Raw genomic sequence first — 16,944 nt, 5'->3', positions numbered from 1 at the left:
TCAGCCTGGCATGACGTTCACGGCGTGGTCCAGCGCCGCCCAGAGGTACTGCGTGGCGTAGGCGCGGTAGGGCCGCCAGGGCTCGGCGCGGGCGACGAGGTCGCGGTCGCGGGCCGGCAGGCCGAGGCGCTCGGCGGCCACCCGGATGCCGAGGTCGGAGGGCAGGAACGCGTCGGGGTCACCGAGCGCGCGCATCGCGACCGTGTCGACCGTCCACGGCCCGATCCCCGGCAGCCCGCCGAGCGCGGCCCGGGCGCCGGGCACGTCCGCGGGGTCGAGCACCACCTCCCCGTCGGCCAGCGCCCGCACCAGCGTGAGCAGCGTCCGCTTGCGGGTGCGGGGCATGCCGAGCTCGTCGGGGTCGACGGCGGTGAGGGCCGGCGCGCCGGGGAAGAGGTGGGTCAGCGTGCTGCCGGGCCCGGCGAAGCCCTCGGGCAGCGGCGTGCCGTGGCCGCGCACGAGGCGCCCGGCGTGGGTGCGCGCGGCGGCGGTCGACACCTGCTGGCCGAGGACGGCGCGCACGGCGAACTCGTCGGGATCCGGCGAGCCGGGCACCCGCCGGCCCGGGGCGTCGTCGACGAGCGCGGTCAGCACGGGGTCGGCGCGCAGGGTCGCGTCGACGGCCGCGGGGTCGGCGTCGAGGTCGAGGATGCGGCGGGACAGCCGCACGGCCTCGTCGGCGTCAGCGGGGTCGGTGAGCGTCAGCGTCGCGGCGACCTCGTCGGCGCCCGGGGTCAGCGCCACCACCCCCGGCCCGCCGGGCAGGGCGAGGGTGCGGCGGTAGGCGCCGTCGTGCCACTCCTCGACACCGGGCACGGCGGTGGCGACGAGGTGGCCGAAGAGGTTGTCGGGGCACAGCGGCGGGGTGAAGGGCAGCGCGCGGTGCACGCGCCGAGCATGTCCGATCGCTCCAAGCCCCCGTGCAGGGGCGGTCCCTACGGTGAGCGCCATGGCACCCCGACTCTCCGTCGTCGAGCTGGTCGTCGCCGACATGGCCGCCACGCTCGCGTTCTACCGCCGCCTGGGCATCGACGCCCCGCCCGAGGCCGACACGCAGCCGCACGTCGAGGTCGACCTCGGCGGCGGGCTGCGCCTGGCCTTCGACACCGAGGACACCATCCGCTCGTTCGACCCGTCCTGGACCCCGCCGACCGGCGGCCCCCGTAGCGCCCTCGCGTTCGCCTGCGACTCGCCCGCGGAGGTCGACGCGACCTACGCCGCCCTGGTCGACGCCGGGTACCACGGCGAGCTCAAGCCCTGGGACGCCTTCTGGGGCCAGCGCTACGCGACCGTGCAGGACCCCGACGGCGGGTCGGTGGACCTGTTCGCGCCCCTACCCGCTCAGTAGGCCGGTCGGCGTCGTCCCCGCCAGCGCCCGCACCTCGCGCGCCAGGTGCGGCTGGTCGGCGAAGCCCTCGACGGCCGCGACGTCGGCCCACGGCGTGCCCTCGCGGGCGCGGGCCAGTGCGCGCTGCAGGCGCAGGATGCGCCCGAGGTGCTGGGGCCCGTAGCCGAACACGGGCAGGCAGCGCCGGTGCAGCGTGCGGGGGGTGGTGCCGAGGTCGTCGGCGAGCCCGGCGACGTCACGGCCCCGAACGAGCGCGCCGAACACCCGCGCGCCGAAGCGCTCGTCGGCGCCCGGCGGGGTGGCGGTCGCGACGCCGAGCAGGGCGCCGGCCGGGTCGTCGGCCACCCGCTCGCCGAGCTCGCGCGCGTCGGCGTCGCCCCACAGCGCGTCGAGGGTGACGGTGGTGTCGCGCAGCTCGTCGGCGCGCAGCCCGAGCAGCGCGGGGCCGCGACCGTGGGAGAACCGCAGGCCCACGTGGCGCCGCCCGCCGCCGTCGTTGAACCGCGCGCCCCCGTCCGGCCCGGCGACGACCAGCCCGCGACCGTTCCAGATCAGGTCCAGGCAGCCGTCGGGCAGGATCGTCGCGGGCGCCCCGCCGCTGCTCCAGAGCACGACACCGGGCGCCACCCGGCGCTCGCGGTACCCGTCCACGCCCCCATGGTGCCCCGCGGTGGGAGCGAGGGTCACCTCGAGTGCGTGGCACGCAGCGAAGGTGACCCTCGCTCACACACCGCCGACGAGGTCGCGGTAGCTGCGCCAGTGCCCGGCGGGGGTCTCGACGCTCCGGGCGGCGAGGACGGCGTGGACGAGCGCGCGGGTCACGCAGTCCGCGCCCGCGGTGAGGATGTCCTGCACGCCCGCGAGGTCCGGGGCGGGCCGGGCGGTGGTCGCGAGCCCGAAGAACGTGTCGCCGTCGGTCATGCCGTGAGCGGGGTGCACGGCCCGCGCGAGGCCGCTCTGCCCGACGGCGGCGAGCTTGGCGCACTGCGCCACCGTGAGCCCGGCGTCGGTCGCCACCACGCCGATCGTCGTGTTCAGGGCCGGCGGGGCGGCGGCCGCGCGCAGCGCCGCGAGCAGGGTCTCCCGGTCGGCGGGCAGGGCCGGGGGCTCCGCGTCGCCGTCGCGGCGGTGGCGGGCACCCCACAGCTCGCCGGTCGCCGGGTCGACCGCGGAGCCCGCGGCGTTGGCGACGACGAGCGCGGCGACCACCGTGCCGTCGGCGAGCACCGACGACGCCGACCCGATCCCGCCCTTGAGCCCGCCGACCAGCGTCCCGGTGCCCGCGCCGACGACGCCCTCGGCGGGCGGCGTGTCGGTGCAGGCCGCGAGCGCCGCGGCGCCGGTCTCCGCCCCGGGCCGGGCGGTGAAGCGCCCGCCCCGCCCGAGGTCGAACACCACGGCGGCGGGCACCACGGGCACCACCTCGCCGGGCCCCCCGACCGGGAAGCCCCGCCCCTGGGCACCGAGGGCGTCGGCGACCCCGGAGGCGGCGGCCAGCCCGTAGGCGCTGCCGCCGGTGAGCACCACGGCGTGCACGCGCTCCACGAGCGTGCGCGGGTCGAGGGCGTCGGTCTCGCGGGTCCCGGGCCCGCCGCCGCGCACGTCGACACCCGCGACCGCGCCCTCGGGACCCGGGAGCACGACCGTCGTGCCCGACAGCGCCCCCTCCCCCGCGATCTCCGCGTGCCCGACCTGCAGGCCGGGGACGTCGACGAGGCTGTTGGTGGGTCCGGGGCGCACGGCGGTCAGCCTGTCACGCGCCTGTCGATCACCGCGCGCAGCGCGCGGGCCGCCGCGCCTGGGTCGGGCGCCGCCGCGATCGCCGAGCTCACGGCGAGCCCGTCGACGCCGGCGGCGAGCACGTCGGCGGCGTTGCCGGCGTCGATCCCGCCGATCGCGACGGACGGGACACCGAGCGCGGCCGCCTCGCCGGCGAGCCGGCGCAGGCCGCCGAGACCGGTGGCGGGCGCGGCGTCGGGCTTGGTCGCGGTCGAGAACACCGGACCGATCCCCAGCAGGCCGACCACCGCCGGGTCGACGCCCTCCAGGTCGTCGGGACCGGTCACCGACCAGCCGATCGCGAGGTCCGGGCCCGCGACCCGGGCGGCGGCGACGGGCGGGAGGTCGTGGCGCCCGAGGTGCACGCCGTCGGCGTCGGCGGCCAGGGCGACGTCGAGGCGGTCGTCGACGACGACGGCGACCCCGCGGCCGCGCAGCGTCATCAGCACCCCGAGCGTCGCCTCGTACAGCGCGAGCCCCGTCGCCCGCGGCGCGCGGACCTGCACGGCGGTCACCCCGCCCTCGACGGCGGCACGCACGACGCCGAGCGGGTCGGCGGGCCCGTGCACCGGGTCGACGACGAGGTACAGGCGCGGGTCGAGAGGAGTCACCGGTCCAGGCTGCCCGTTCCGGAACGAGCGAAGGGCCCCTTCGGTCGGACAGATCGACCGAAGGGGCCCTTCGCTCAGGACGGCGGGACGGCTACGAGGAGCGCCCGCGCGCGATCAGGATGATCGCGATGATCGCGGCGAGCACGCCGGCGCCGATGCCCACGGGCGCGAGGCGCTTGAGCACGGCCTCGCGCGAGCTGTCGAGCAGGTCGATCGCCTCGACCTGCTGGCGACGCGGCTGGCTCGGCTGCGCCGCGGCCTGACCCGCGGCGCTCGCCACGCCGCCGACCGACGCGCCGGGCTTGGCGCCCGAGTCGGCCTTCGCGGCCTCGGCGACCGTCGAGGGCATCGAGGCGGCCGCCGGGGCGCCGGAGCCGGACGCGACCGGGGTGGGGGACGGCGGCGCGGTGACCGGGGCGGCCCCGGAGTCCGAGCCGCCGGCGGCCACGGTCTCCGCGGCCGGGCCGGTGCCGTTGCCGCCGCTCGAGGCGGTGTCGGCGACGGTGGCGGCGGCCGGCCCGCTCGACGAGCTGCCGAACTCGTCGGCGAGGCAGGACGCGAACTGACCCAGGATCTTGTCGCCGACGTCCGACATGACGCCGCGGCCGAACTGCGCCGGCTTGCCGGTCACCTGCATCTCGGTGAGGACGGTGACCTTGGTCTTGCCGCCGCCGGCGTCGGCCATCGTCAGCGTCGCCTTGGCCGAGGCGGTGCCGTTGCCGCGGGAGTCGCGGCCCTGGGCGTCGACGACGACCTTGTGGTTGGTCTTGTCGCGCTCGACGAAGGTGCCCTTGCCCTTGTAGGTCATCGAGATCGGGCCGAGCTTCACCTTCACGGTGCCGGTGAAGTCGTCACCGTCGTGCGAGTCGAGGGTGGCGCCCGGGAAGCACGGAGTGACCTTCTCGGGGTCGTTCAGGGCGTCGAACACGGTGTCGATGTCCACCGGGACGGTGAACTCGTTCTCCAGCTTCACGTGCTCCTCCTCAGGAGGGTGCGGATCACGACGGCGGCCCGCCCCCGCGAGGCGGGGGCGGGCCGGGGCGTCGTGACGATCGGGTCGTCAGCGAGTGGTCGACGTGGTCAGCCCACGGCCGCGAGGACGGCCCGGCCCGTGAGCACCCGGGCGAGGTGCTCGCGGTAGTCCGAACCGGCGTCCGCGTCCGCGGTCGGGCTGGTGCCCTCGGCGGCGGCCTGGGCGGCCTGACGGACATTCTCCTCGGTTGCCGACTGCCCGACCAGCGCTGCCTCCACACCACGGGCACGCACCGGCGTGCCCGCCATGTTGGTGAGACCGATGCGCGCGTCGGTGATCGAGCCGCCGTCGACCTTGACGGTGGCGGCGACCGCGACGATCGACCAGGCCTGCGCGACGCGGTTGAACTTCTCGTACCGCGCGCCCCACCCGGTGTACTTCGGGAAGCGGATCTCCGTGAGGAGCTCACCCTCGCCGATGGCGGTGGTGAAGTAGTCCTCGAAGAAGTCCGCCGCCGCGACCGTGCGGGTCCCGTTCGGGCCGGCGATGACGAACTGCGCGTCCAGGGCCAGCGCCGGCGCGGCGAGGTCGCCGGCCGGGTCGGCGTGGGCCAGAGCCCCGCCGAGCGTGCCGCGGTGGCGCACCTGCGGGTCCGCCACCGTCTTCGTCGCCTCCTGGATGAGGGCGACGTGCTGGCGCAGGGTGTCGTCACGGGCGACGTCGTAGTGCGAGGTCATCGCCCCGACCACGACGCTGTCGCCGTCCTCGCGGACACCCTTGAGCTCCGCGATCCCGCCGAGATCGATGATCAGCGACGGGTCGGCCATCCGGAGCCGGAGCACCGGCAGCAGGCTCTGGCCACCGGCCAGGAGCTTGGCGTCGTCACCGCCGTCACGCAGGGCCTGCACCGCCTCCTCGACGGTGGTCGGCCGGACGTAGTCGAACTGGGCCGGGATCACAGGTTGCCTCCCTCGGGCATGTCGCGAGCGGTGGAGCCGAGGCCCGCGCCCGGCGAGGCCACGTTCGCCTCGTCGCCGCGCCCGGCGTGACCCGACGCGCTCTGGATCGCGGTCCAGACGCGGTACGGGGTGGTGGGCATGTCGATGTCCTTGACACCGAGGTGCCGGATCGCGTCGAGCACCGAGTTCACGACCGCCGGGGTGGAGGCGATCGTCCCGGCCTCGCCGACACCCTTGACCCCGAGCGGGTTGGTGGTCGACGCGGTCGTGGTGTTCGCGGTGTCGAAGTGGATCAGGTCCGCCGCGGAGGGCAGCGTGTAGTCGACCAGCGTGCCCGAGAGCAGCGTGCCCTGGTCGTCGTACGCGGCCTCCTCGTAGAGGGCCTGGGCGATGCCCTGCGCCAGGCCGCCGTGGACCTGGCCCTCCACGATCAGCGGGTTGATGACGTTGCCGACGTCGTCGACGCAGACGTACTTGTACATCTCGACGAAGCCGGTCTCGGTGTCGACTTCGACGGCGCACAGGTGCGTGCCGTGCGGGAACGAGAAGTTCTCCGGGTCGAACGTCGCGTGGGCGTCGATGTCGGGCTCGATGCCCTCGGGGTAGTCGTGGGCGGCGAACACCGCGAGCGCGATGTCCTGGATGCCCACACCCTTGTCGGTGCCCTTGACCGTGAACTTCCCGCCCGAGAACTCGAGGTCGCCCTCGGAGGCCTCGAGCATGTGCGCGGCGATCGGCTTGGCCTTCTCGATGACCTTCTCGGCCGCCTTGACGACGGCGATGCCGCCGACCGCGAGCGAGCGCGAGCCGTAGGTGTCGAGGCCCTTGTAGGACGACTGGGTGTCGCCGTGGAGGATCTCGACGTCGTCGAACGGCACGCCGAGCTGGTCGGCGACGATCTGCGAGAACGCCGTCTCGTGGCCCTGCCCGTGCGGGCTGACGCCGACGACGACCTCGGCCTTGCCGGTGGGCTGCATCCGGATGGACGCGGTCTCCCAGCCGCCGGCGCCGTAGTCCAGCGAGCCGAGCACGCGGGACGGGGCCAGGCCGCACATCTCGGTGAACGTCGAGATGCCGATGCCGAGCTGCTTGACGTCGCCACGACGGCGGCGCTCGGCCTGCTCACGGCGCAGCCCGTCGTAGTCGAACATCTGCTTGGCCTGCTCGGTGGCGGCCTCGTAGTTGCCCGTGTCGTAGGTCAGCGTGCTGACCGTGGTGTACGGGAACTCCTCGTGCTTGATCCAGTTCTTCTCGCGGAACTCGAGCGGCTCCATACCGAGCTCGAGGGCCGCCTCGTCCATCAGGCGCTCGATGCCGAAGGTGGCCTCCGGACGGCCGGCGCCGCGGTAGGCGTCGGTGAGCGTCTTGGTGGTGAAGACGTTGGTGCAGTCGAAGCGGTACGCCGGGATCTTGTAGATCGCGTTGAACATGAACGCGCCGAGGATCGGCACGCCCGGCCCGACGAGGCCGAGGTAGGCGCCCATGTCGGCGATCAGCTTCACGTCCAGGCCGGTGATCTGCCCGTCCTTGGTGACGGACATGGCCAGCTCCTGCACCTGGTCACGGCCGTGGTGGGCCGTGAGCAGCGACTCGGAGCGGGTTTCGGTCCACTTGACCGGCTTGCCCAGCTTGCGGGCCACCAGCAGCGTGAGGACCTCCTCGGGCGCGACGGCGATCTTGCCGCCGAACCCGCCGCCGACGTCCGGGGCGATGACGCGGATCTTGTGCTCGGGCAGGCCGAGCGTCAGCGCGAGCATCGTCTTGAGGATGTGCGGCACCTGGGTGGACGACCACATCGTCAGCTGCTCGCTGTTGGGGTCGACCACCGTGGAGCGCGGCTCCATGAACACCGGCACGAGGCGCTGCTGACGGAAGCGGCGCCGCACGATGATCTGGTCGTCGTCCGACTCGGCCTTCTTCAGGGCCTCGGCAACGCTGCCGCCGGAGCCCGCCTCGCCGGAGTCGAACACCCACTGCGCGTTGGCGTTCGTGCCGATCTCGGGGTGCACGAGGGTGGCGCCGTCCTTCAGCGCCTCCTCCATGTCGAGGACCGGCTCGAGCTCCTCGTAGTCGACCTCGACGAGCTCGGCGGCGTCCTTGGCGATGGCCGCGCTGCGGGCGACGACCACGGCGACGCCCTCGCCGGCGAAGTTGACGCGGCTGCCGGCGAGCGCCGGGCGCTGCGGGGACTTCATGTCCTTGGTGATCGGCCAGGCGCAGGGCAGCTGCACCTGGTCGGCACCGATGTCGGCGGCCGAGTACACCGCGACGACGCCGGGGACCTGCTTGGCCGCCGACGTGTCGATGCCCTTGATGTTCGCGTGCGCGAACGGGCTGCGGACGACCGAGATGTGCAGCAGGCCGGTGAGGGCCTGGTTGTCGGTCCAGCGGGTGCGCCCGGTGATGAGCCGACGGTCTTCCTTGCGCCGCCGGTCCCGCCCGATCTCCGGGGCCGGCTGCTCCGTCGTCGTCATCAGGCGCCACCCCCGGCCACGGGCTGGGCGGACGACTGCTGGGTGGCGGAGGCGCCCGGCTTCATCTTCGACGACGCGTCCTGGACGGCGCGCACGATGTTCTGGTAGCCGGTGCAACGGCAGAGGTTGCCCTCGATGCCCTCGCGGATCTCCTGCTCCGACGGGTCCGGGTTGTCCCCGAGCAGGTCGATCGACTGCATGATCATGCCGGGCGTGCAGTAGCCGCACTGCAGCGCGTGGTTGTCGTGGAAGGCCTGCTGCATCGGGTGCAGCTGGCCGTCCCGCTCGAGACCCTCGATGGTGAGGACCTCGGCACCGTTCGCCTGCACCGCCAGCACCGAGCAGGACTTCACGCTCAGGCCGTCCAGGTGGACGGTGCACGCGCCGCAGTTGCTCGTGTCGCAGCCGATCACCGTGCCCGTCTTGCCGAGTCGTTCCCGCAGGTACTGGACGAGCAGCATGCGGGGCTCGACGTCGTCCTCGTAGACGAGGCCGTCGACGGTGGTCCGGATGCGTGCCATGGACCTCTCCTCACTCGGTCGCCCGACGAGGTACCGGAGACCGACCGTCGTGCGCCGAGGACGTGGTGGTAGTGAGAACCGCGCCCGGCACCAGCGGCGACGAGCGCAGGTTGCCGACCACCTCCGGCGTGGTGGCGGACACATCACACCCCCCTCGCGAGGGCAGCGCAACATCCACTGCGGGGTCGGTCGGTGTGATCAAACACCGAGGTCGGAGCCCGTTCGGCGGCAGATTCCGCAGGCGCGGAACGATCGGCCGCCAAGCTCCGATTCTGCGGCGTCCCGGCCGCTCCGCGCCGTGATCCGACGCCCGAAAGAGACCGGTCCAGACAGTCCTGCCCCCCTCCGTTCGGAGGGGGGCGGCCGTCACGCGGAGCACACGTGGCGCGACGGCCCGAGATCGCCTCGTCAGCCCTCCGGCGAGGTGGCCGCGCGGCCCGCCTCGAGGCGCGCGACGGGCACCCGGAACGGCGAGCAAGACACGTAGTCGAGCCCCGCGCGGTGGAAGAAGTGCACCGAGTCGGGATCGCCGCCGTGCTCGCCGCAGATGCCGAGCTTGAGGTCGTGGCGGACCTCGCGCCCCCGCCACGACGCGATCTCGACGAGCTCCCCGACGCCCTCGGTGTCGAGCGACTCGAACGGCGACACCCCGAAGATCCCGGTCTCCAGGTACTCGGAGAAGAACGAGCTCTCCACGTCGTCGCGGGAGAAGCCCCACGTCGTCTGGGTGAGGTCGTTGGTGCCGAACGAGAAGAACTGCGCGGTCTCGGCGATCTGGGCCGCGACGAGCGCCGCGCGCGGCAGCTCGATCATGGTGCCGACCTGGTGCTCGACCGGCTTGCCGTCCACCGCGGACTCCGGCTCCGCCACCACCTCGGCGATCTCCGCGGCGACCGCCTGCAGCTCCTGCACGGTGCCGACCAGCGGCACCATGATCTCGGGCAGCACCGTCACGCCCTCGGCGGCCAGGGTCGCCGCCGCGCGCGTGATCGCGCGGATCTGCATCGCGAACAGCCCGGGCACCGCGATGCCCAGGCGCACGCCGCGCAGGCCGAGCATCGGGTTCTGCTCGTGCAGGCGCCGGACGTTGGCGAGCAGCTCCTCCTTCTCCTCGGTGAGCTGGCCGCGCTCGCGGTCGAGGGCCACCTCGACGGAGAGGTCGGTGTAGTCGGGGAGGAACTCGTGCAGCGGCGGGTCGAGCAGCCGGATCGTCACCGGCAGCCCCGCCATCGCCCGGTAGATCGCGGTGAAGTCCTCGATCTGCAGCGGCAGGAGCGCCTGGAGCTGCTTCTCGCGCTCGTCGCGGGTCTCGGCGAGCACGAGATTCTCGACGAGCTCGCGGCGCTCGCCGAGGAACATGTGCTCGGTGCGGCACAGGCCGATGCCCTCGGCGCCGAACGTCCGGGCGAGCGCGGAGTCCTCGCCGGTGTCGGCGTTGGCCCGGACACGCAGGCGCCGCACGCCGTCGGCGTGCTGCATGATCCGGTCGACGGCGTCGACGAGCTCGTCGCGCTCGCGCGACGTGCCCTCGAACCAGGCCATCACCGGGCTGGAGACCACCGGTACCTCGCCGAGGTAGACCTCGCCGTTGGTGCCGTCGATGGAGATCGTGTCGCCCTCGACGATCTCGCGGCCGTCGGGCGTCGTCATCTTCTTCGCGCGGACGTCGACCTCGAGCTCCTCGGCGCCGCAGACCGCGGTCTTGCCCATCCCGCGCGCGACGACCGCGGCGTGCGAGGTGCGCCCGCCGCGGCTGGTCAGCACGCCCTCGGCGGCGATCATGCCGTCGAGGTCGTCGGGGTTGGTCTCGCGGCGGACCAGCAAGACCTTCTCGCCGGCCTTCGCGCGGCGGACCGCGGTGGGCGAGTCGAACACCGCGATCCCGCTGGCGGCACCCGGCGAGGCGTTCATCCCCGTCGTCAGCCGCTCCTTCTCGGCGTCGCGGTCGAACCGGGGGAACATCAGCTGGGCGAGCTGGTGGCCGGTGACGCGCTGCAGGGCCTCGTCCATGTCGATGAGGCCCTCGTCGACCAGTTGGACGGCGACGGTGAACGCGGCGGCGGCGGTGCGCTTGCCGACGCGGGTCTGCAGCATCCAGAGCTTGCCGCGCTCGATGGTGAACTCGATGTCGCACAGGTCGCGGTAGTGCCGCTCGAGGGTCGTCATGATCCCCAGCAGCTCGTCGTAGGCGGCCTTATCGATCCGCTCGAGCTCGGTGAGGTGCAGGGTGTTGCGGATGCCGGCGACGACGTCCTCGCCCTGGGCGTTCTGCAGGTAGTCGCCGTAGATGCCCTGCTCGCCCGACGCCGGGTCCCGGGTGAACGCGACGCCGGTGCCGGAGTCCATGCCGAGGTTGCCGAAGACCATCGAGCACACGCTGACCGCGGTGCCGAGGTCGGCGGGGATGCGCTCCTGGCGGCGGTAGATGTGGGCGCGCGGGGAGTTCCAGGAGTCGAAGACCGCGCGGATCGCGAGGTCCATCTGCTCGCGCGGGTCCTGCGGGAAGTCGCGCCCGGCGTGCTCGCGGACGACGCCCTTGAACGTCTCGACGAGCGCGGTGAAGTCGCCGGCGTCGAGGTCGAGGTCGTTCGTGGTGCCCTTGGCCTTCTTGGCGTCCTCGAGGGCGTCACCGAAGTGCTCGGCCTCGATGCCGAGCACCGTGGCGCCGAACATCTGGATGAGGCGCCGGTAGGAGTCCCACGCGAAGCGGTCGTCGCCGGCCTGGGACGCGAGCCCGTGCACCGAGTGGTCGTTGAGCCCGACGTTGAGGACGGTCTCCATCATCCCGGGCATCGAGAACTTCGCCCCGGAGCGCACGGACACGAGCAACGGGTCGTCGGCCTGGCCGAGCTGCTTGCCCATCGCCTTCTCGAGCGCGACGAGGTGCTCGGTGACCTCGTCGGCCAGCCCCGGGGGTTCGCTGCCCTCGGCGAGGTAGACCCGGCAGGCCTCGGTGGTGATCGTGAACCCGGGAGGGACCGGCAGCCCGAGATTGGTCATCTCGGCCAGGTTGGCGCCCTTGCCACCGAGCAGGTCCTTCTGGTCGCGGTCACCCTCGGCGAAGTCGTACACGAACTTGGTCATGTGCTGCGTCCTCGTCCCCCGGTAGTCCGACCGAGAAACCTTGGCACGCGGGGGCGCCCTCAGACACGTCCGAGCGGCCTCGCCTGACCGGTCCAGTGGGCGACGTCAGTCTCTTGACACCAGCCGCTTCCGCGCCCAGTCGTGGTACCAGGAGGGCAGGCCGGGGGCGTCGAGCAGACGCGCCGCCCGGTCGCGGTGGTGGTGGTAGATGGCGAAGACGTCGGCGACGGTGGGGCCGTCGTCGGGCCTGTGGCTCACGGCGAGCGGGTCGCCGGCGGTGATCGTCCCGGTCCGTGTCACGCGGAGGTAGACGCCCGGCCGGGTGGCCGCGATGAACCTCCGGGGCATGGTGGGGTCGCCGGCGCGCAGACCGAGCTTGAAGCAGGGGATGCGGGGCTGGACGACCTCGAGCTCGGCGGTGCCGATGCGCCAGCGCTCGCCGATCCGCGCGTCGCGCAGGTCGTAGCCGGCGGTGGTGAGGTTCTGGCCGAAGACGAGGTCGTCGAGCCCGGGGAGCTGCTCGCGCCACCACGCGAGGTCCTCCTCGCCGTAGGCGTACACCGCCTTCTCGGGCCCGCCGTGGTTCTTCCGGTCGGCCTGCTCGTCGCCCGCCAGGTTCTCCGGGCCGACCTCGACCGGCCCGTCGACGGCGCGCTTCCAGATGGCGGTGCTGGTGGTCACGCCGTCCCGCGGGCCGGCGACCTCCTGCGGGCGGCCGACGGCGACGGTGCGGACGATCACTGCGGTGCCTTTCCACTCAGGTCAGGGAGCAGCGGGGCGAGCGTGCGGTGGCGCCACGCGCCCCACCAGAGCCCGGCGCCGTAGGCGAGGTCGTCGAGCCGGTGAGCGACGAGGTGGCCGAGGGCGTCTCCCGGCCCCGTCCCGCGTTCGCGGAAGCGGACCCAGTCGGCGAAGCCTTCGGCGAGGGCGGCTGCCAGGAGCGCTCTTCGAATCCTCGCCGAGACGAGCGCGCCGACGACGGCGGGGGGCCACCAGTGCCGCGTGAGCGCCCCGGCGGCCTGCCACAGCGCGCCGCCGAGCCCCCACGGGGCGAGCACCGCCGCCAGCCGCGCGGCTCCGAGGAGCTCGCGTGGTGTTCCAGCGTGGCGGCCACGCTGACGTTCAACGTCAGTTTTTCCACCCGCTCGATTCCTGCCGGCGCGCGCGTCGTACAGCCCCTTCGCGAGGCGGGCGGTGGCGACGGCCGTGACCGCGCCCGCCGCGGCCGTGCTCCAGCGGTGCTGGAACCCCAGCAGCGTCGCGGCGGCGGCGGTCCACGGGGCGAGCGCGACCGGCGGCACGCGGCGCGGGTGGCGCAGGGCCAGCGGCGCGGCGCCGGTGCCGTAGAAGGCCTTGCGCGCGAGCCACGGGCCGACGGCGTCGCGGTGCTCGTGCGCGACGCGGGAGGCGGGCTCGTAGCGCAGCCGCCAGCCCTCGGCGGCGACGCGCCAGACGAGGTCGACGTCCTCGGCGACCGGCATGTCCTCGGCGAACCCGGTACCCAGCGCCTCGCGGCGGACGACGAGCGCGGCGCTCGGCACGTAGGCGACCCGCGAGCGGGCGGTCACGGGGGCGGGCCGCGCGCCGAGGTCCAGGCTGGAACGTCGCTCCTCGTAGCGAGCCACCACCGAGCTGGTGGCTTTTCTGACGTTGGACGTGAGCGTGGCCGCCACGCTGACAGGCCCGGACCTCGCCGAACCGCTGGACCCGTCACGCGGCGTGTCGCGCGGCGACGACGTGGCGAGCCTGGCCCTATCGGCGTGCTGTATTGAATCTGCCAGCGATGCCGCATCGCTGGTCACGGCCCCGGACCACGCGACGATGCGGGGAGCGGCGAGGGCGACGGCGGGGTCGGCGAGGTGGCCCAGGAGCGGGTCGAGCCAGCCGGGTTCGGGGGCGACGTCGGAGTCGAGGAACGCGACGAGCGCGCCGCTCGAGGCCGCGGCGCCCGTGTTGCGCGCGGCGGCGGGACCCCGGGACACGTCGTGGCGCACCACGCGCGCTCCCCCGGCCGCGGCGGCGCGCTCGGTGGCGGCGGGGTCGGCGGAGCCGTCGTCGACGACCACGATCTCGCCCACTCCGGACCCGGACAGCGCCCCGAGCAGGCGCGCCAGCTCCCGCGGGCGGTCGCGCACGGGCACGACGACCGACACGTGCGCCGCGTCCGGGGCGTCGGGGTGCGCCGGCTCCGGGTGTGCGACGCCGGCGTCGGTGAGCAGGCGCGCCAGCGCCGCGGAGGTCGCGTCGGTGACGGTCAGCCGCGCGTCGGCGGGGGTGCCCGACGGGCCCGCGAGCCGGCGGTGGGCGGCCGGCGACAGGTGCAGCACGCGCGGCGGCGACCCGCCGACCAGCGTGCGCCCGCCGTCGACGCGCAGCACGCGACGGTCGAGCACGACGGTCCAGCCCTCGGGCAGGCGCGACGGTCGGGCGGGGGCGGCGACGGATGCGGTGGCGATGGCGGGCGAGTCTAGGCAGCGCCGCCGCGCCGGTCAGCGACCGAGGACACGTCCCACGTCGTCGTCGGTGAGCTGGCCGAAGTCGTCGTAGAGGTCGCTGACGGCCCGGAAGTCGTCCGGCACGAGGACCGCGACCAGCGCGTCGCGCCACCCGCCGAGGCGCTCCAGCGCGGGCGGCGACGCCACGGGCACCCCGAGCAGGAGGCGCGTGGGCCCGGCGGCGGCGATCGCCGCGAGGGCGGCGAGCACCGTCATGCCGGTCGCGATCCCGTCGTCGACGAGCACCACGTCGCGCCCCGGCACCCGGTCGCGCCACCCCGCGCCGTAGGCCTCCTCCCGGCGGGCGGCCTCGGCGCGCTCGGCGGCGACGACCTCGGCGAGCGCATCCGCGCTGAGGCCGGCGGAGCGCAGCGCGCGGTCGAACCACACCGGCTCACCGTCGACCGCGACCGCGCCGAGCCCCGCCTCGGGACGTCCCGGCGCGGTGATCTTGCGGGCGACGCCCACGTCGACCTCGGCCCCGGGCAGGACCGCCGCGGCGGCGACGGCGACCGGCACCCCGCCCCGCGCCAGCCCGACGAGCAGCGGGCGCTCGAGGCCCGCGCCCGCCAGCCGCTCGCCCAGGGCGCGGCCGGCGGCGGCGCGGTCGGCGAACGGGCGGGCCATCGGCGTGAGCCTAGGTCGCGCCCACGATCGACTTGGTGATCTGGCTCAGCGCGACCGGCCGGTCGGGACCGTCCTCGATGCTCGCGGTGACGCTGACGAACGCCAGCTCGCGGGCGCGCTTGGCCAGCCTGCCGACCACGCGGACCCGCCGGCCCGCGGGCGCCGGGCGCAGGTACTGCGTCGAGATCTGGTGGGTGACCGCGTGCTGCGCCGGCGTCAGCGTCGGGAGCACCGCGAGGTACCCGGCGAGCTCGATCGCGGCGCCGAGCGCGGCGGAGTGGGCGGTCGCGGCGGGGGTCACGGCGATCCCGGCGACGGGGAGCACCACACCGTCGAGCGGGGCGTACGGGTCGACGAACTCGACGCCCAGCGCGTCGGGGAGCGCCACCGCGAGCGCGGCCTCGGCGCGGGCCAGGAGATCGTCGCCGGCGAGCAGTCCGGTCATGCCGCCCGAGTGTCCGCCGGGCCCGTGAACGACGCGAGGACGGCCGTCGTCGTCGGGCCGAACCTGTCGGACCCGTCGGGGACGATCAGGGCATGCGCGTCGCCCTCGCCACCAGCCGTGAGGTCCCCGGGCTCCTCGACGACGAGGGCCGACTCCTGCAGGAGCGGCTGCGGGCGCTCGGGGTCGACGCCGAGCCCGCCGTGTGGGACGACGAGCACGTCGCGTGGGCGTCGTACGACCTCGTCGTGGTCCGCTCGACCTGGGACTACCCTGCCCGCCACGCCGCCTTCCTCGCCTGGGCGGACGCCGTCTCGCGGGTGACCGCCCTGCACAACCCGGCCCCGGTGCTCGCCTGGACCACCGACAAGCACTACCTGCTCGAGCTGGCCGCCGCGGGCCTGCCCGTGGTGCCGTCGGCGGTGCTGGAGCCGGGTCACGATCCCGCCGCGCACCCGTACCGGGACGTCGAGCACGTCGTGAAGCCGTGCGTGTCGGCCGGGTCGAGGGACACCCTGCGCTGCGGCCCGGACGAGGGGACGCGGTCGGCCGACCACGTGGCCGCGCTGCTCGACGCCGGGCGGTCGGTGCTCGTGCAGCCGTACCTGGCGGCGGTCGACGAGGTGGGTGAGACGGCGGTGGTCGCGATCGACGGCGTGCCGTCGCACGCCGTGCGCAAGGCCGCGATCCTGGCGCCCGGTGGCGGGCTCGTGGAGGGCCTGTTCGCGGAGGAGGACATCAGCGCGAGGGAGCCGTCGCCCGTGGAGTCGGCGGTCGCGGCGCGGGTCCTCGAGCACCTCGGGACTCCGTTGCTCTACGCGCGCGTCGACCTGCTCCCCGGACCGGAGGGCCCGCAGGTGCTCGAGGTGGAGCTCGCCGAGCCGTCGCTGTTCCTCGACCACGCGCCGGGCGCCGCGGACCGGCTGGCCGACGCGGTGGTGCGCCGGCTCAGGTGAGGCGGCCGGTCGCCTCGTCGACGGTCCAGCGCTCGACGGCGGTGACGAGCCCGGCGACCATGACCGACACCGTCTCGGCGCCCTCGACCCCGCTCGCGCCGGCGGGGTCGCCGAGCACGCCGTTGGGGCTCACGTCGCGCACCGAGCCGGCCGCGATGGCGGGCATGAGCTCGCGCAGCGGGGCGGTGTTGCCGGGCTCGGCGAGGTCCTCGCGGACGGCGTCCGGGGTGAGCGCGAGCATCACGGAAGTCTCGTGGCGGCCGGCGTGGGCGTCGGCACCCGGGACGCCGCAGGGGAACCAGGCGACGTCGCGGCCCTCGGCGCGCAGCATCGGCACGGCGACGCGCAGGGCGCCGACGTTGCCGCCGTGCCCGTTGACGATCACGAGCCGGCGGGCGAACCGGCACGCCGAGCGGCCGAGCTCGACGATCACCGCGGCGAGGGTCTCGGTGCCGATCGAGACGGTGCCGGGGAAGCCCTCGTGCTCCCCGGACGCGCCGTAGGGCAGGGCGGGCGCGGTCGGCAGGCCGCTGCGCGCGGCGACGGTGGCGGCGACGGTGGTGTCGGTGCCCAGCGGGAGGTGGGGTCCGTGCTGCTCGGTGGCCCCGACCGGCACGAGCAGCACCGGCACGTCCTCGCACTCCGCCCACCGCGCGTCCGCCAGATGCACGCACC

At 74.7% G+C, this 16,944-nt stretch carries 16 protein-coding genes; 2 read left to right on the top strand and 14 right to left on the bottom strand.

Translation table 11 applies throughout. From position 1 onward, the window contains the following. Nucleotides 1–888 carry a DNA-3-methyladenine glycosylase family protein gene (locus WCD58_RS08945; protein ID WP_337701756.1) on the bottom strand — a complete coding sequence of 296 codons (888 nt, stop codon included), beginning with the start codon at nt 886–888 and terminating at the stop codon, nt 1–3. A gap of 61 nt (nt 889–949) precedes the next feature. Here WCD58_RS08945 and WCD58_RS08940 point away from each other — a divergent pair, with 61 nt between their 5' ends. Further along, nucleotides 950–1,348 (top strand): VOC family protein, encoded by a 399-nt coding sequence (locus WCD58_RS08940; protein ID WP_337701754.1) that lies wholly within the window; start codon nt 950–952, stop codon nt 1,346–1,348. Here WCD58_RS08940 and WCD58_RS08935 read toward each other — a convergent pair. The 12 genes from WCD58_RS08935 to WCD58_RS08880 all read right to left on the bottom strand — a co-directional run bounded on the left by WCD58_RS08935 (nt 1,334) and on the right by WCD58_RS08880 (nt 15,316). Further along, nucleotides 1,334–1,999: a helix-turn-helix domain-containing protein gene (locus WCD58_RS08935; protein ID WP_337701752.1), complete on the bottom strand. Its 666-nt coding sequence runs from the start codon at nt 1,997–1,999 to the stop codon at nt 1,334–1,336. The two genes, WCD58_RS08940 and WCD58_RS08935, sit on opposite strands and share 15 nt — an antisense overlap. Nucleotides 2,000–2,071: 72 nt before the next feature. Next, nucleotides 2,072–3,088, bottom strand: coding sequence for a P1 family peptidase (locus WCD58_RS08930; protein ID WP_337701750.1), 1,017 nt, complete (start codon nt 3,086–3,088; stop codon nt 2,072–2,074). 5 nt (nt 3,089–3,093) lie between these two features. After that, complete coding sequence (gene thiE / locus WCD58_RS08925) at nt 3,094–3,738, bottom strand: thiamine phosphate synthase (protein ID WP_337701748.1); 645 nt, start codon at nt 3,736–3,738, stop codon at nt 3,094–3,096. A gap of 91 nt (nt 3,739–3,829) precedes the next feature. Next, nucleotides 3,830–4,711, bottom strand: coding sequence for an SRPBCC family protein (locus tag WCD58_RS08920; protein ID WP_337701747.1), 882 nt, complete (start codon nt 4,709–4,711; stop codon nt 3,830–3,832). Between the two features lie 107 nt (nt 4,712–4,818). Continuing rightward, nucleotides 4,819–5,670 carry an FAD binding domain-containing protein gene (locus WCD58_RS08915; RefSeq protein WP_337701745.1) on the bottom strand — a complete coding sequence of 284 codons (852 nt, stop codon included), beginning with the start codon at nt 5,668–5,670 and terminating at the stop codon, nt 4,819–4,821. Next, nucleotides 5,667–8,144, bottom strand: a complete 2,478-nt coding sequence (locus WCD58_RS08910; protein ID WP_337701744.1) for a xanthine dehydrogenase family protein molybdopterin-binding subunit — start codon at nt 8,142–8,144, stop codon at nt 5,667–5,669. The genes WCD58_RS08915 and WCD58_RS08910 overlap by 4 nt, the downstream gene beginning before the upstream one ends. Next, nucleotides 8,144–8,665: a (2Fe-2S)-binding protein gene (locus WCD58_RS08905; protein ID WP_337701741.1), complete on the bottom strand. Its 522-nt coding sequence runs from the start codon at nt 8,663–8,665 to the stop codon at nt 8,144–8,146. The genes WCD58_RS08910 and WCD58_RS08905 overlap by 1 nt, the downstream gene beginning before the upstream one ends. Nucleotides 8,666–9,073: 408 nt before the next feature. After that, a complete protein-coding gene (gene ppdK, locus WCD58_RS08900; RefSeq protein ID WP_337701739.1) occupies nt 9,074–11,749 on the bottom strand; it encodes a pyruvate, phosphate dikinase in 2,676 nt (891 codons plus the stop codon). A 105-nt stretch (nt 11,750–11,854) separates the two neighbouring features. After that, nucleotides 11,855–12,490 (bottom strand): MOSC domain-containing protein, encoded by a 636-nt coding sequence (locus WCD58_RS08895; protein WP_337701737.1) that lies wholly within the window; start codon nt 12,488–12,490, stop codon nt 11,855–11,857. Then, entirely contained in the window at nt 12,487–14,142 is a 1,656-nt protein-coding gene (locus WCD58_RS08890) for a glycosyltransferase (RefSeq protein WP_337701735.1), read from the bottom strand. The genes WCD58_RS08895 and WCD58_RS08890 overlap by 4 nt, the downstream gene beginning before the upstream one ends. Before the next feature lie 96 nt (nt 14,143–14,238). Continuing rightward, nucleotides 14,239–14,871, bottom strand: a complete 633-nt coding sequence (locus tag WCD58_RS08885) for a phosphoribosyltransferase family protein (protein WP_337701733.1) — start codon at nt 14,869–14,871, stop codon at nt 14,239–14,241. Between the two features lie 10 nt (nt 14,872–14,881). Further along, nucleotides 14,882–15,316 carry a PaaI family thioesterase gene (locus WCD58_RS08880; protein ID WP_337701731.1) on the bottom strand — a complete coding sequence of 145 codons (435 nt, stop codon included), beginning with the start codon at nt 15,314–15,316 and terminating at the stop codon, nt 14,882–14,884. A 92-nt stretch (nt 15,317–15,408) separates the two neighbouring features. Between WCD58_RS08880 and WCD58_RS08875 the strand changes: the two genes are divergently transcribed. Continuing rightward, entirely contained in the window at nt 15,409–16,269 is an 861-nt protein-coding gene (locus WCD58_RS08875; RefSeq protein ID WP_337701729.1) for an ATP-grasp domain-containing protein, read from the top strand. Here the strand turns inward: WCD58_RS08875 and mftE are convergent. Continuing rightward, nucleotides 16,262–16,939 (bottom strand): mycofactocin biosynthesis peptidyl-dipeptidase MftE, encoded by a 678-nt coding sequence (gene mftE, locus WCD58_RS08870; protein ID WP_337701727.1) that lies wholly within the window; start codon nt 16,937–16,939, stop codon nt 16,262–16,264. The two genes, WCD58_RS08875 and mftE, sit on opposite strands and share 8 nt — an antisense overlap. Nucleotides 16,940–16,944: the final 5 nt, after the last annotated feature.

Origin of the sequence: Actinomycetospora flava, assembly GCF_037400335.1 — a bacterium.
Classification (GTDB): Bacteria; Actinomycetota; Actinomycetes; order Mycobacteriales; family Pseudonocardiaceae; genus Actinomycetospora; species Actinomycetospora flava.
Note: the sequence above shows the minus strand (reverse complement) of the source record. Positions and strands in the feature narration are given on the sequence as shown.

Coding starts and splice junctions, on each gene's coding strand:
- WCD58_RS08940 (WP_337701754.1), top strand. CDS start 950: ATGGCACCCCGACTCTCCGTCGTCGAGCTGGTCGTCGCCGACATGGCC.
- WCD58_RS08910 (WP_337701744.1), bottom strand. CDS start 8,144: ATGACGACGACGGAGCAGCCGGCCCCGGAGATCGGGCGGGACCGGCGG.
- WCD58_RS08905 (WP_337701741.1), bottom strand. CDS start 8,665: ATGGCACGCATCCGGACCACCGTCGACGGCCTCGTCTACGAGGACGAC.
- ppdK (WP_337701739.1), bottom strand. CDS start 11,749: ATGACCAAGTTCGTGTACGACTTCGCCGAGGGTGACCGCGACCAGAAG.
- WCD58_RS08885 (WP_337701733.1), bottom strand. CDS start 14,871: ATGGCCCGCCCGTTCGCCGACCGCGCCGCCGCCGGCCGCGCCCTGGGC.
- WCD58_RS08880 (WP_337701731.1), bottom strand. CDS start 15,316: ATGACCGGACTGCTCGCCGGCGACGATCTCCTGGCCCGCGCCGAGGCC.
- WCD58_RS08875 (WP_337701729.1), top strand. CDS start 15,409: ATGCGCGTCGCCCTCGCCACCAGCCGTGAGGTCCCCGGGCTCCTCGAC.